Below are 13,837 nucleotides of genomic sequence, written 5' to 3' on the forward strand. Positions count from 1 at the left end.
CGATGAAGGGAAAATCCACTGTCCTGGTCGCCGCGATGCTGCTGGGGTGTGCCGGTCCGGCCGGCGCCGCCCAGAGCCTCGAACAGATCCGTTACGCCCTCTACAAGGACCCGAACGCCGACGTCATCGCCGACCTGCGCAGTCTCGCCGAGCGCGGCGACCTGGCCTCCAAGCTGCTGCTGGGAGACCGCCTCGCCTCCGGTGACGCCGCCAACGGTGAAGAAGCCCTGGCGCTGTACAAGGAGGCATTCGCCGAGGGCCGTGGCGAGGTGCTCGCACTGTCCTCGCTGAGCCGACTGCTGGAGCGCAACCCGCGCATGCGCAAGGCCAATGCCGGCTACGTGCGCGAGGCATTGGGCCGGTTCCCCCATGCCCGCGACCCGCGCACCCTGGATGCCGCCCTGGAGGTCTTCCTGGTCTTCCCCGAGTACTTCCAGGCGCCCCGCGTGGCCGAACTGATCGGCCTCTACGAGTCGTCCTGCCTGGAGTTCTGCCGGCCGCAGCTGTACAAGGCCGTGCTCGCCGAACGCCAGGGCCGCCGCGACGACGCCGAGCGCGGGTACCGCGCTGCGGTGTTCGTCGATACCCGTGCCGTCGTGCGCTACTACGATTTCCTCGGCGACGCGCAGGACACCGCCTTCCCCGCCTTCGCCAAGACCCTGTTCGCGCACAAGGACCGCCTGCCCGTGGAAGCGGTGCACCGTATCGGCACCCTGCTGGACAGCATCTACTCCACCCAGAGCGGCCTCATCGCCATCGAAAACCGCGCCCTGCGCGAAGCCGACGAGGGCCTGGAAGGCGACGCCAAGGCCGAGGCCAGCGCCGCCGACAAGGCCCGCGCGGAAGCCCAGGCCAAACTGCTGGCGCAGACCAATGCCGAAGTCCGCGCCTGGCTGGACAACGCCATCGAACGCAACTGGGTGCCGGCCATGGTGAGCAAGGTCAACAACATGACCTCCTCCCCCCAGGACTTCACCGCCGACGAAGCCTTCACCCTGATCGAGCGCATCGCCCGCACCGACCCGTTGCGGGCCAAGGCCCTCAGGGCCTCAGTGCTGATGGTCACCAACTGGCTGACCCTCGACCCGGAACAGGCCCATGGGCTGATCCAGGAACTGCTCGACGCCAACTACCCCGAGGCCCAACTGCTGCTGGGCGACCTCTACAGCCGGGGCGGCCTCGACGAGCCGGACCTGGACAAGGCCCTGGCGATCTTCCACCAGCAGGCGCTCAACGGCTCGCCCTCGGCCTACTACCGCATCGCCAGCCTCTACACCTTCGGCCGCGCCATCTGCCACGACAAGGTCAAGGCCCACGCCTATGCCGAAGCGGCCAAGGGGCTGGGCGAGTTCCGCGCCAATGGCCTGCTGAAGCGCCTGGAAAAGGAAATGAGCCACGACGAACTGCAGCGGGCCACCCTCGCCCGTGATGTGATCTACAAGGAGTACCGCCTGTGAACGAGTGGAAGGCACTGCTGTGCATCGGTGCCGTGACGGTCAGCGGCGCGGTCGCGGCCGCCGAAGAGGACGCCTTCAGCCCCGCTCCGACGCCCACCGCCCCGGCTGCGCTGTCGCTGGACACCCTGCCCCCGGTGACCTCGGAGTTCTTCAACAAGCTCACCCTGCAGGGCGGCTACGGTCCCGAGGACTCGGTGCTGGGCGCGGACCGCAAGGGCTTTTACAGCCTGCGCTACGAGCCGAGCTTCCACTGGTATTCCCCGGAGAAGCGCTGGGCCAGGTGGCAGGTCTTCGGCCGTGCCTGGATCAACTACGACTCCAGCCAGTCCGCCACGCCGCTGCAGGACGACAACTTCCAGCAGAGCACCCGCAACGAACGCCCAGAGCACTTCTACAGCGAGCTGCGCGAGCTCTATGTACGCCGCAACCTGCTGGGCGACGACCCGCGCTTCTCCCTCTCCGTCGGGCGGCAGCGCTTCTATGACACCTATGGCATCTGGTGGGACGACAGCATCGAATCGCTGCGCTTCGACTACCGCGACGCTTTCTCCCATGGCTTCGTCGCCGTGGCGCAGAAGTTCTGGAACTACAACACCGACGTCAACAGCCTCGACCCCACCGAGGAGAACACACGCTACGCCATGGGCGAGTACGCCTGGCGCTGGAGCGAACGCAACTGGGTCGGCGCCCGCGTGCTCCACGAGGACGACCGGAGCAACGCCGACCCCGACGACGCCCAGGACTTCACCGGCACCCGCGCCGGCCTGTTCTTCAGTGGCGACGACCTGCGCGTCAGCCCGCTGTTCAGCGACTACCACCTGGAAGCGGTACGCCTCCGGGGGCGCACCCGCACCACCGACGCCGACGGCGTCAGCGAGCACGGCAACAGCCGTGGCTGGCTGATGCTGGGCGAGGTCGGCAAGCGCTTTCACGACGCGCCCTGGGAACCCCGGGTCGCCCTGCGCGCGGGCCTGACCGACGCCCCGGACAACGAGGCAGACGGCTTCCGCCTGAACCGCATCCAGTCTGACCGCATCGTCAACCCGTCCAGCTACAGCACCCGCCTGGTCAGCTCCTTCGTGGCCCTGAACATGCGCAACCTGAAGTACTACGGCGTGGCCCTGGAAACCCGGCCCACGGCCCGCAGCTCGCTGGACATCCGCCTGAGCGACCTGTACCTGCGCGATGCCGACGGCGACCTGCCGGTGCGCGTCGACCAGCAGCAGGCCCGCGAGCGCCGCCAGGCGATCCGCGCCGGGCGCGGCAACGGCCAGCGCGACGTCGGCCAGGTACTGGACCTGAACTACTACTGGAAGATGTTCCCGCTCGCCTACGAGGGCAAACACCTCGACCTGAATGCGCTGGTCAGCGCCAGCTACCTGCGGGCCGGTGACGCCCTGGAGAGCGGCGACGACGTCCAGATCTCCTTCGGCCTCGTCATGCGCTACTGAGGGAGCACCCCATGATCTTTGCCTCCAACGTCTTCCTGTTCCTCTACCTGCCGGTCTTCCTGCTGGTGTACTTCCTGGCCCGGCCAGCGTGGCGCTCCAGCGTCATCGTCGCCGCCAGCTACCTGTTCTATGCCTGGTGGCGGCCGGACTTCCTGCTGCTGTTCGTCGGCATCACCTACTGGAACTTCTGGTTCGGCCTGCGCATCAGGCAGCAGCAGGAGGCCGGCAACCGCCAGGCAGCCAGCCGCCTGCTGTGGCTGGGGGTGGTCGGCAACCTCGCCACCCTCGGCTACTTCAAATACGCCAACTTCGGTGCCGACGTGCTGGCAGCCCTGCTGGCCCCGCTGGGCATCAACACCTTCACCCTGGAGCACATCCTGCTGCCGCTGGGCATCTCCTTCTATGTGTTCCATGCCCTGAGCTACATCATCGACATCTACCGCAAGGACGCCGAGCCGACGCGCAACTTCATCGACTTCGCCGCCTTCGTCGCCCTCTTCCCGCACCTGGTGGCCGGGCCCATCCTGCGCTACAGCCAACTGGCACCGCAGCTGCGCCAGCGCACCCACTCCCTGGAGCTGTTCTCCATCGGCGTGGGGCGCTTCATGGTCGGCTTCATCATGAAGGTGCTGATCGCCGACAACCTGGCACCGGTCAGCGGCCTGTTCCTCGCCCAGGGTGAACTGCAACTGTTGGAGAGCTGGTTCGGCCTGCTGGCAGCCTGCTTCCAGCTCTACTTCGACTTCGCCGGCTACAGCAACATGGCCATCGGCCTGGCGCTGATGATGGGCTTCCGCTTCCCGGAGAACTTCAACCAGCCCTTCGTGGCCCAGAGCGTCACCGAGTTCTGGCAGCGCTGGCACATGACGCTGGCCCACTACCTGCGGGACTACGTGTTCATGCCGCTGGTGCGCAAGCGCGTGGCCGGGCCGATGCCGGCGCTGGTCCTCACCATGCTGCTGTCGGGCCTGTGGCATGGCGCCAGCTTCGCCTTCATCTTCTGGGGGCTGTTCTTCGGCGTGGCCATGGTGATCGAGCGCCAGCTGGGCATCGCCACCAAGATCACCACGCCCTACCGCTTCTGGCGCAACATGCGCACGGCCGTGCTCATCCTCCTCAGCATGCCGCTGTTCTTCACCAACGACCTGCGCCACAGCCTGGACATCTACGCCGGCCTGCTGGGTCTGAACGGCCTCGGCAGCCTCGACCTGTACATCCTCGGCACCTCGCGCATGGCCATGGCCTTCAGCCTGGTGGCGCTGGCCTGGCTGGTGCTGGCCGGCCGCAACAACGTTCGCTACTACGCCGGACTGAAGGACGGCTACGTCATGCAGCACTTCGGCGGCGTCCAGGCCCTGGTGCTCTGGAGCGGCTTCTTCGTCGCCCTCAGCAGCCTGGCGGCGAACTCCTTCTCGCCCTTCCTGTATTTCCAGTTCTAGGAGCGGACCCGATGAAATTCCCCGTGATCACGTCGGCCAGCCTGTGGAATGGGCTGCTGTTCATCGCCCTGCTGGGCGGCATGTTCCTCTATTCCCTGCCGGCCGTGTTCAGCTTCGGCAAGACCCAGACCGACACCTGGTCGCTGTTCGTGGACGGCAAGCTGCTGCGCAAGTTCGAGCAGTTCTACGACAAGCGCTTCTTCCTCCGCGAGCCGTCCGTACAGGCCTGGGCGGACATCCGCTTCATGCTCTTCGGCGAAGCCACCAGCGGCGTGGTGCTCGGCCGGGACGGCTGGCTGTTCACCAACCAGGAATACCTGGTGACCCGCGACCTGCCCGCCAACCTGCAGCAGCAGGTGCAGGCCATCGTCCAGGTGCGCGACCGCCTGGCGGCGCACGGCAAGAAGCTGGTGCTGCTGCCCGTGCCGATGAAGCTGGACATCTACGCCGCCCGCGCTCGCGTGCAGCCCGACCTGCGCGCGGTGGCGCTGTACGACCGTTTCGTCGAGCGACTGAAAGCCGAAGGCGTCGACGTCACCCCGGTGCGCAGCGCCTTTCTCGCCGCGCGGGAAGGCCAGGCCCTGTTCCTGCCCAACGACACCCACTGGAGCCCCGAAGGCGCGCGCCTCGCAGCGGCCACCTTCGCCCAGGGCAACCCCGCCCTGGTCGGCACCACCGCCTACCGTTCGCAACAGGTGGGCAGCAAGCCACACAGGGGCGACCTGATGAACTACGTGCAGTTCGACACCGGCCTGGCCGCCACGGACTTCGCCCCGATCGACCTGCCCCTGTTCGAGACCCTCAAGGCCGAGCAGGCGGTCAGCGATGCGGCGCTGTTCGACGACGAAGGCAGCCCGCTGCTGCTGGTGGGCACCAGCTACAGCAAGATCGACGACTGGAACTTCGTCGGTTTCATGAAGGAATACCTGCACAGCGACCTGGTGACCCTGGCCCAGGAAGCCCGCGGCCCCTTCCAGGCCATGGAACTGCTGCTGCAAGGGCCGCAACTGGCCGACCCCGGCCTCGACACGGTGATCTGGGAATTCCCGGTGCGCACCGTGCTCGCCCAGAACATGGTTGCCGCGCGCGCCCGCGCCGAGCAGCCCAGCCACTTCTGATTCGACGACCAAGGAGACCCCTCATGCGAATCACCTCCCGCCTGCTGAGCGCACTGGCGCTGCTACTGACCATCCACCTGCCGGCCCAGGCCGCCAAGGATGCCAATGCCGACCTCTACGACGCCGTCGCCCCGGCCGACTCCGCCTTCGTGCGGGTGCTCAACCTCTCCGACAAGGGCATCGACGTGACCCTGAGCGGCAAGGTCAATCCGCAGAAAGTCCCGGCCGGGCAGATGAGCGGCTACCGCTTCGTGCCCCAGGGCAAGCACCGCATCGCCACCGGCGCCCTGGCCGTCGAGCCCGAGCTGAAGGCCAACACCGCCACCACCCTGCTCTACACCGGCAGCGAGCTGGTCGTCATCGCCGACGCCTTCGTCAACGAGCCAAAGAAAGCCCAGGTGGCCTTCTACAACCTCACCGGCCAGGACGTGGCGCTGAAGACCCGCGACGGCAAGCACGACATCGTCCAGGCACTGGGCAAGAACCAGACCGGCAGCCGCATGGTGAACGAGATCAAGATCGGCTTCGCCGCCTATGCCGGCGAACAGAGCCTGGCGCAGTTCGACGAACTCTTCCTGAAGAAAGGCCGCTCCTACAGCTACGTGCTGCTGCCCCAGGCCGGCGGCTATCGCACCCTCAGCCTGGCCAACAGCGTCGACCCTACCGAGTGATGCGACGACAGGGATCGGCGCCCGTCCCCACGGGCGCCTGCCTCAACAACGGATGAACCCGCCTCGACCATGAAGAAGACCTTGCAGCACGGATTGGCCCTGTTCCTGGCCCTCGTCAGCCTCCCGGCGCTCGCTGCCGAGGCGCCCACCTGCGGCGACCTGGAATGCCTGCTCTGCCCTGGCCTGACCGATCCGCAGCAATACGCCGAAGGCAACATGAAGCTCATGCGCGAGATCGCGCCGGGCAAGGACCGCTGGCTGTTCCGCTCCGTGGTCGACCTGACCAACGACTTCGGCATCCCCGCCGCCATGGAACCCGAGTTCGCCCGGCTGATGCGCACCTTCAAGGCCCAGGGCACCGACGTGGTCATCGCCATCCAGCCCACCCGCGGCCTGATGCACCGGGACAAGGTCCGCCCCGACCGCGCCTACGGCTTCGACTACACCAAGGCCAGCGCCAGCCTGCGCCACTTTGCCGGGCAACTGCGGGCCGGCGGCGCCATCGTGCCCGACGTCATGCAACTGGTGGAGCACCCGCCGCAGAAGGAGTACTTCTTCCGTCGCGACCACCACTGGACCCCGGCCGGGGCCGAGGCCACTGCCCGCCTGGTGGCCGACGAAGTCCGCCGGCACCCGCTGTATGCCGGCCTGGCGAAGAAGCACTACCAGACCGAGCCCGGCGTGATGGTGCCCAAGGACGGCACCATGAACCTGGCGCTCTCGCGCATCTGCGGCAACAACTACGGCTTCCAGTACGTGCGCGGCTTCCAGACCATCCCGGTCAACGACGATGCCGACGCCCTGTTCGACGACGCCCCGGACCCGGAAGTGGTGCTGGTCGGCACCTCCAACTCGGCGGCACGGGAGGACGAAAGCAAGCAGTTCAACTTCGACGGCTTCCTCAAGCAGTACCTCGACGTGGACATCCTCAACTACGCCCTCCCCGGCGCCGGGCAGGACGGCGCGTTGCTGGAGTACCTGCAATCGGACAGCTACTCATCGCAGAAACCGCCCAGGCTCATCGTCTGGGAGCTGCCGGCCAACTACCGCCTGGACGACCCGCTCAGCTACCGCCAACTGATTCCCGCCATCAAGGGCGGCTGCCGTGCCGAGCCCCTGGCCCGCAACACGCTGAAAACCGGCGTGCTGAAGGTCAACCAGCGCATCGAACTGCTCAGCAATGCCGGCGACCAGCGCCGCAAGCTGAGCGATCTGGACGGCTTCCTCGACATCCGCATCAGCGACCGCAACCTCAAGGACTTCTACGTGATCGTCTATTACGACAATGGCGCCCGGGACAAGGTGTGGTTCCGCCGCGAGGCGGTCGTCACCGGTGGCCACTACTACCTGGAACTCAGTCGGGCCGAGGCGTTCAAGGGCGCCAACCTGCTTTCGGTGTTCATGGAACCCACCGTGGACATCACCCAGTCGACCCAGGTGGACGTGCAGCTATGCCGCTGAACCGCCACCTGCTCTGCGCCCTCGCCCTGCTGCTGGCGCTGCCCATGAGTCCAGCACAGGCGGTCAACTCCCTCTGGGCCGACCAGGCAACGCCCCAGGCTGCCATGGTGGGCGACTACCGCAGCCTGGGCTGCCCCTACCCCACGCCCGAGCCCTACACGGGCGCCTTGCAGTTCGAGAGCAAGTACGACCAGAGCGACGTCACCAAATCGCGCCTGAGCGCCACGCCCGACGTCCAGGCCAAAAAGGTCCAGGCCCAGGTGAAGGGCTACATCGGCGGGCTGATCCGCGCCTCCAAGGAATTCCAGCGGGCGAAGCGCCCCGAGCGGGCCAACCAGGCACTCGCCTGCCTCGACACCTGGCTCGGCCGCTGGGCCCATGCCCATGCACTGGAGAACCCCGACGCCAGCAAGACCGGCATCGCCGCACGCAAATGGGCGCTGGCCGCCATCGGCTCCACCCTGCTCAAGGTCCGCGCCCTCAGTGACGGCCGCTATGAGCTGGACAGCGAGCAGAAAGCCTGGCTGGAGCGCCTGGCGGAACGGGTGATCACCGAATACCAGCCTCGTCACGTTCCCGACTTCCCCTACTTCAACAACCATGACTACTGGGCCGGCTGGGCCGTGGCCTCGGTGGGGATGCTGGTGGAGCGTGAGGACTTCATCGCCTGGGCCGACTACAGCCTGCGACGGGGCCTCGCCCAGGCCCGGCGGAGCACGAGCGGCGACTACGCCTACCTGCCCCTGGAAGTGGCCCGGGGCAGGCTTGCCAGCACCTACACCCAGTACGCCCTGGTCCCGCTGATGCTGCTGATGGAGAGCGCCGAAGCCAACGGACGGCCGCTCAGCGGCGACGAGCGCCAGACGCTGTGGCTGCTGGCCAGCTTCGCCGCCCGCAGCCAGCTCGAGCCCGAGAAACTGCCGGAGCTGCAGGCGCACGACCAGGACGAGGTCGCGCCCTACAAGCTCGCCTGGCTGATCCCCTACCTGCACCGCTACCCGGGCCACCCCTGGGCCCGGCGGCTCTACGACGAAATGGATGGCGACGTGGACAACTACAGCCAGATCGGCGGCCCCATCAAGCCGATGTACCCGTCCCAGGATTGAAAGAAGGACCGCACATGCGCCAGGTCATTTTCCGCTCCGGCTGCCGCCTGCTCGCAGGCCTGTTGCCCCTGCTGCTGGGCCTTCATGCCCAGGCGGCCAGCTACCAGCCACCTCGCCCGACCCTCAGCCTGCTGCCGTGGGACGCCCAGCAGGCCGAGCTCCAGCACGCCCGCGACGCCATCGCCCAGACGGCGCTCCCGGCCCTGGAAACGGCAGCGCCCGCAGGCCGCGCACGCGCCAGCCTGGAGACGATGTTCTCCTCCCAGCAGGGAAGCTGGTACTTCGAGCCCTTCGCCAGGAACGGCCTGTTCCGCGCCATCGCCGGCTACCAGGCCCACCACCCGCAAGCAGTAGTGATCAGCGGCGGCAGCCTGACCCTGGAACAGCTCGCGACCGCGCTCAACGACCCCCGCGTGCTGAAGCGGCACAAGGACGGCTACCTGCTCAGCTACCCGCTGGTGATCGCCCCCGGCGCAGCCCTGCGGGTCGAAGGCAGCACGCTGTACCTGTACACCCCCTCCGGCACCGCGCTGATCAACCGTGGCCTGCTACAGCTCAAGGGCGCCACCCTCTCCAGTTGGAAAGGCGAATCGGCAGGTGACGCCCAGGCCCCGTATCGCCCCTTCGTGATGGCCTGGGCCGGCAGCACCCTGCACATCGAGGACTCGCACCTGCAGCGGCTCGGCTACAACGCCAACTTCACCCGGGGCATCACCACCGCCCTGAGCCCCCAGCAGCCCGCCGCCACAGCGCCGGCACGGGTGCTGGTGCGCAACAGCACCTTCAGCGACCTGTCCACCGCCCTGGAGCTGCAGCACGCCCGCGCGCGGGTGCAGGGGTCGCGCTTCAGCGACCAGCAGCAGTACGCGCTGGACCTGAAAGACAGCCAGATCGAAGTCCTGGGCAACTACATCGACGGCGTGCAGAACAACAGCGGCCTGCGTGCACGCGGCCAGGTCAGCGGGCTGATCGCCGACAACAGCGTGCTGAACACCGCCAAGGCCGGCATCGAAATGGTGGAGCAGCAAGGAGCCCTGGGCATCCGCCGCAACCTGCTGGGCGCATCCCGCGGCGCCGGCATCCTGCTGGACCAGTTGACGCCCAGCGAACGCCTGCCGCTGCTGCTGGAGGGCAACCTCATCGGCAACACCCAGGGCAGCGGCATCGACGCCAGCAACGTCGGCGGCGTGCTGTTCCTGGTGAGCAATCAGGTCGGCAACACCCCCGAGTACGCCATCAGCCTGCGCAACCCCCAACGCCTGCCCGGCCGCCTGGTGCTCACCGGCAACACCCTGGGCGGCATCGGCAAGGCCATGGTGCGGGTCGAAGGCCTGGAACAGATCGTGCTCGGCGGCAACCGCCTCCAGGGCAACCCGGTGTTGCAGAGCGCTTTCATCGGCGACCTGCTGCCGGTGCAGAGTCAGGTACTGGAAAGCACCGTGCGCCACCCCTGCCTGCTGCGCGTGGACACCGGAGCCAGCGCCCCGGTTGCTGAACGGGTGGTGGATGAGGGATGCGGAGGCTGAGCGGCGCACCGAGTAGCCGGGCGGGGATGTGAAGACAAGATCGTTCAAACCCCGCTGACCTTGACCTTGGAACATGCAGCATTCGCCATTCGCCGCAGTGCCGTCGGAAAAAGCTGAAGACTCACCCAGAGCACTCCAGTGCAGTGGACCTCCGTCACGGAATCGGATCACGAACTGGAAACTGCTCAGCGATGCTGGTTGACTGCGGCAACGCAAACCGGATGCCAGTGCTTCTTCATGACAAGGAATGCTTGATGACCAGCCCCCCCACACTCCACATGGCTGCCTGCTCTCGATCAAGGCCAAAGCGTTTAGGCATAGCCGTATCGGTGAAGCTCTCATCGCAGGTGAAGTTGTCATGGCAGCGTCTTCATAACGACTTCGACTTACTGACCTTCCAGCATCACGTCGCGGACATCGTCGCCACTGCAGCCGTTTGGGCTGGCCACCCAACTGATGGCCTCGCGGTCGCAGCAGTCCAGGGCGAAGGTTACGCGCAGTTTTTCGCCGCCCTCGCAGCGGAACTCGAATCCATCCGAACACCAGCGGGTGTTGCTCATGTCCACGGCAACACGACCTTCGTGACGCCGTGCTACACCCGGCTGTTTACGCCGCTGCTCTAGCAACAGATCGTGGTCACGCATGACGCGGTAAACCCGCTTCACATTGACCGGTGGCTGGGCCTGTTGTTCATGCTGCCGACGCAACAGGCCCCAGACCCGGCGATAGCCGTAGCTGGGCAACGTGCCGACGATCTGCTCGACCAGGGCCGCATCGTTGAGCGCCCGGCGACGACGCGGCTGCGGCCCCGGAACAGGCTGTTTGAGTCGAGCCGTCAATTGCGAGCGCGCCACACCGAGACTCTCACTGACCGCTTTCACTGGTCGTCCCCCCGGCAACAAGGGTGAGTGCGCAATCCATTTTCGCGAGCGGGCGATCTCCACCGCTTCCTTGAGTATCTCGGCTTCCATGGTTTTCTTGCCCAGCATCCGTTGCAGTTCGCGGATCTGCTTAAGGGCATCGGCCAGCTCGGAAGCAGGCACCACCGCTTCACCGGCACTGACCGCCGACAGGCTGCCGTCCTGGTAGAGCTTGCGCCAATGGAACAGCTGGTTGGGATTGATGCCGTTGCGCCGGGCCACCACCGAGACGCTTTGTCCGGGCTCCAGGCTCTCGCGCACCATGGCCAGTTTCTCCTCGACGCTCCAACGGCGCCGCCGCTCCTGGCCGAGCACTTCTATGGTCTTGTCTTTGCTGGTAGTCATAAACACAGTCGTTTGCCTATCCCTTATGGTAAGGGGGAAACGGTGTCCTGTGTTTCAAGGGGCTCGTTCAGGCTGTCAAACATCAGACAAAGGTAAGGCGGCAAAATACCAGCCCACTGCTAGCCTTACACCACTATCCACCCTCATCAGAGGCAAACATAAGGAGAGTGGCATGTCTCATAGCGAGCACTTCAACCTAACCTCATTTGCTCACACAAAATCATACTTACTTCTGTTCTTACTAACAGCATTATCGGGCTGTACATCACTCGACGACAAACCAGATCTTGGGCGAACGGATGGTGAGATCCCAGACCCGGCTCGTTATGAAGAGCGAAGTGCCTCTCTAAGAGCTGCAGAAAACTGCCATCTAAGATCATATAGATCAAAACTTCGACAATTAAGTGACAATAGCAGCAATTGCACAGGCAAAGAAATCAAAGGATACCGACCTGAACTTGGCCTATCACTTTCAGGTGGAGGCATGAGGTCCGCGACATTCTCCATTGGCTTCTTAGCTGGATTACAAAAGCAGAAAATATTAGACAAGCTAGACATTGTTTCTTCTGTATCCGGGGGAAGCTATGCAAACAACTGGCTTATAACAAAACTTTATGGCATCGCGAATAATTACAGCGAAAGGCTGTCTGTAGATGACATTTTCGCGAGCTACAATATGTATAGTGGTGTTCGCGACTCACCCAACCTAGAGCCAATACGACGTCCAAAGGGTGTTTCAAATCGCTCAAGAGTACCGCAGACTTATTTGGAAAATTACAGTTATCTGCTCACAAAGGCACAATACTCACATCACGGCCCGTTTATAGACAATTCTGCTTACGGGTTAGAAATGGCCGCTAGAACGATATATTGGATCCCATCAGTTCCTATCAATATCTTCGCGAACGGAGTCTTTAGATGGCAAGTAAATGTAAACCCTTGGGAATCCGCTTACAAAAATGGGATTGATCGTACATTTGGATCTCACCCTATAACTTGGAATGAAACACTTGACACTCCTCAGCCAGAATTTCAAGAACTTGCAAAATCGGCTGAGCGCGGTGATATACCTTTCCCTATAATCAACACCACAGCCGCATATGGAGGTAAAGTAGAGTGGCTGCGTACTGCAGATTTCGCCGGCTTCAACTCCGATCTCGCCAGTGTGGTGTACGAATTTACTCCTCTGGCCTATGGAAATACTGCTTTCGGATACTGTGATTATCAAGATGACAAACAAAGAGATACCTATGGAGTAACTTGTCATCCTGCTGAGGCACCAAAGATTTCCGAAGCAGTTATGATTTCTGGGGCAGCTGTCGACGTGTTAAAACTTTCAGACCTACCCTTAGTTTATGTTGGAACGGATGCATTAGCAGACGCATTTAACCTTTCCTTAGGTAGATATATTGTCAACCCTCGCATAGAGCCAATGACTAGACTATGGCACAAAATTCTGCCATTCCCCCTTTATTTTGCAGTAAATAAAAGATACGACGAAACCAGGGATTCTGTATATTTAAGCGATGGCGGCCACTCAGAGAACCTGGGCATGTATCCCTTAATAAAGCGAAGAGTTAAAAACATCATAACCGTAGACTCCGAATACGAAGCCACAAGCAGTGGAGATCAGAGATTTGCGGTATTCGATGCACTTCAGCGGCTAAGATGTCACGTTTGGAAGGAAGAGGGACTAAAATTCTTCAAAGTCGATGGCGCCGCCACAATCCCTGACAAATTCCTTGAAAAAGATGGATGCGAAACTTTCTCTCGCCGCGACATTAACTTCAACTTCGTCAACTCGAATCCGTTTTTCAAATTCGACATATGCCCCATTCAGGGTTGCACAGAAGAAAACAGAATCAGAGTTTTGTATGTCAAGCTTTCTACTAACTACGCAGCAATGCCGAAAAACCCTAAATGGAGTAAAGCACTTAAGAATTGCGATGGGGACAATGACTTTTCCTGCGAAGCAATATGGCTTTACAAACAAGGAATATCCGCCTGCCGCAACAACTTAATTGGAGAGTGCGCGCGTTTCCCGCACGTCTCAACTACAGACATTAAGTACCCTAGGATGCAGGTTAACGGACATCGGGCGCTGGGGTACGATTTCGGGAGGCGCATATCAATTACCTTAAATGGCCCCTCGGCAGAGCAATTCACTAATAAGACAAACCTCAACAGCGATCAGACGGCACCATAACTCCACCCTGAGACTCTGACTCTAGGTTCATCATCCATAATGGCTGATGAGCCTTTCTTCCAGCTAACTTAAGTTAACTAGGTTCTGTACGAAAAGTCGGTACAGGTAGAATCGCCACCATGATTGGCTGGAGGTCC

Annotated in this window: 9 protein-coding genes and 1 pseudogene; 9 read left to right on the top strand and 1 reads right to left on the bottom strand. The window is 63.1% G+C overall.

The annotated features are described in order from the left end of the window. Positions 1-2 precede the first annotated feature (2 nt). The 8 genes from A9G05_RS13200 to A9G05_RS13235 all read left to right on the top strand — a co-directional run bounded on the left by A9G05_RS13200 (position 3) and on the right by A9G05_RS13235 (position 10,229). Positions 3-1,457, top strand: coding sequence for a sel1 repeat family protein (locus A9G05_RS13200; RefSeq protein WP_069561422.1), 1,455 nt, complete (start codon positions 3-5; stop codon positions 1,455-1,457). Beyond that, positions 1,454-2,908, top strand: a complete 1,455-nt coding sequence (locus tag A9G05_RS13205) for an ion channel protein AlgE (RefSeq protein WP_069561423.1) — start codon at positions 1,454-1,456, stop codon at positions 2,906-2,908. The genes A9G05_RS13200 and A9G05_RS13205 overlap by 4 nt, the downstream gene beginning before the upstream one ends. Before the next feature lie 11 nt (positions 2,909-2,919). Further along, positions 2,920-4,347, top strand: a complete 1,428-nt coding sequence (locus A9G05_RS13210; RefSeq protein WP_069561424.1) for an MBOAT family protein — start codon at positions 2,920-2,922, stop codon at positions 4,345-4,347. A gap of 11 nt (positions 4,348-4,358) precedes the next feature. Then, positions 4,359-5,465, top strand: coding sequence for a hypothetical protein (locus A9G05_RS13215; RefSeq protein WP_069561425.1), 1,107 nt, complete (start codon positions 4,359-4,361; stop codon positions 5,463-5,465). A 23-nt stretch (positions 5,466-5,488) separates the two neighbouring features. Further along, entirely contained in the window at positions 5,489-6,136 is a 648-nt protein-coding gene (locus A9G05_RS13220; protein ID WP_139131154.1) for an alginate O-acetyltransferase AlgF, read from the top strand. Positions 6,137-6,205: 69 nt separating this feature from the next. After that, complete coding sequence (locus A9G05_RS13225) at positions 6,206-7,597, top strand: alginate biosynthesis protein AlgX (RefSeq protein WP_069561426.1); 1,392 nt, start codon at positions 6,206-6,208, stop codon at positions 7,595-7,597. Continuing rightward, positions 7,588-8,703, top strand: coding sequence for a polysaccharide lyase (locus tag A9G05_RS13230; RefSeq protein ID WP_069561427.1), 1,116 nt, complete (start codon positions 7,588-7,590; stop codon positions 8,701-8,703). The genes A9G05_RS13225 and A9G05_RS13230 overlap by 10 nt, the downstream gene beginning before the upstream one ends. 14 nt (positions 8,704-8,717) lie before the next feature. Beyond that, the gene (locus A9G05_RS13235) at positions 8,718-10,229 is read left to right on the top strand and encodes a right-handed parallel beta-helix repeat-containing protein (RefSeq protein ID WP_069561428.1); all 1,512 of its coding nucleotides are present in this window, start codon (positions 8,718-8,720) and stop codon (positions 10,227-10,229) included. Between the two features lie 398 nt (positions 10,230-10,627). Here A9G05_RS13235 and A9G05_RS26605 read toward each other — a convergent pair. After that, positions 10,628-11,470 (bottom strand): annotated as a pseudogene (locus A9G05_RS26605) (IS3 family transposase); the annotation flags it as partial. A gap of 196 nt (positions 11,471-11,666) precedes the next feature. Between A9G05_RS26605 and A9G05_RS26610 the strand changes: the two are divergent. Then, positions 11,667-13,700, top strand: coding sequence for a patatin-like phospholipase family protein (locus tag A9G05_RS26610; protein WP_171902716.1), 2,034 nt, complete (start codon positions 11,667-11,669; stop codon positions 13,698-13,700). Positions 13,701-13,837 lie beyond the last annotated feature (137 nt).

Source organism: Pseudomonas sp. ENNP23 (genome assembly GCF_001728945.1).
Taxonomy (GTDB): domain Bacteria; phylum Pseudomonadota; class Gammaproteobacteria; order Pseudomonadales; family Pseudomonadaceae; genus Metapseudomonas; species Metapseudomonas otitidis.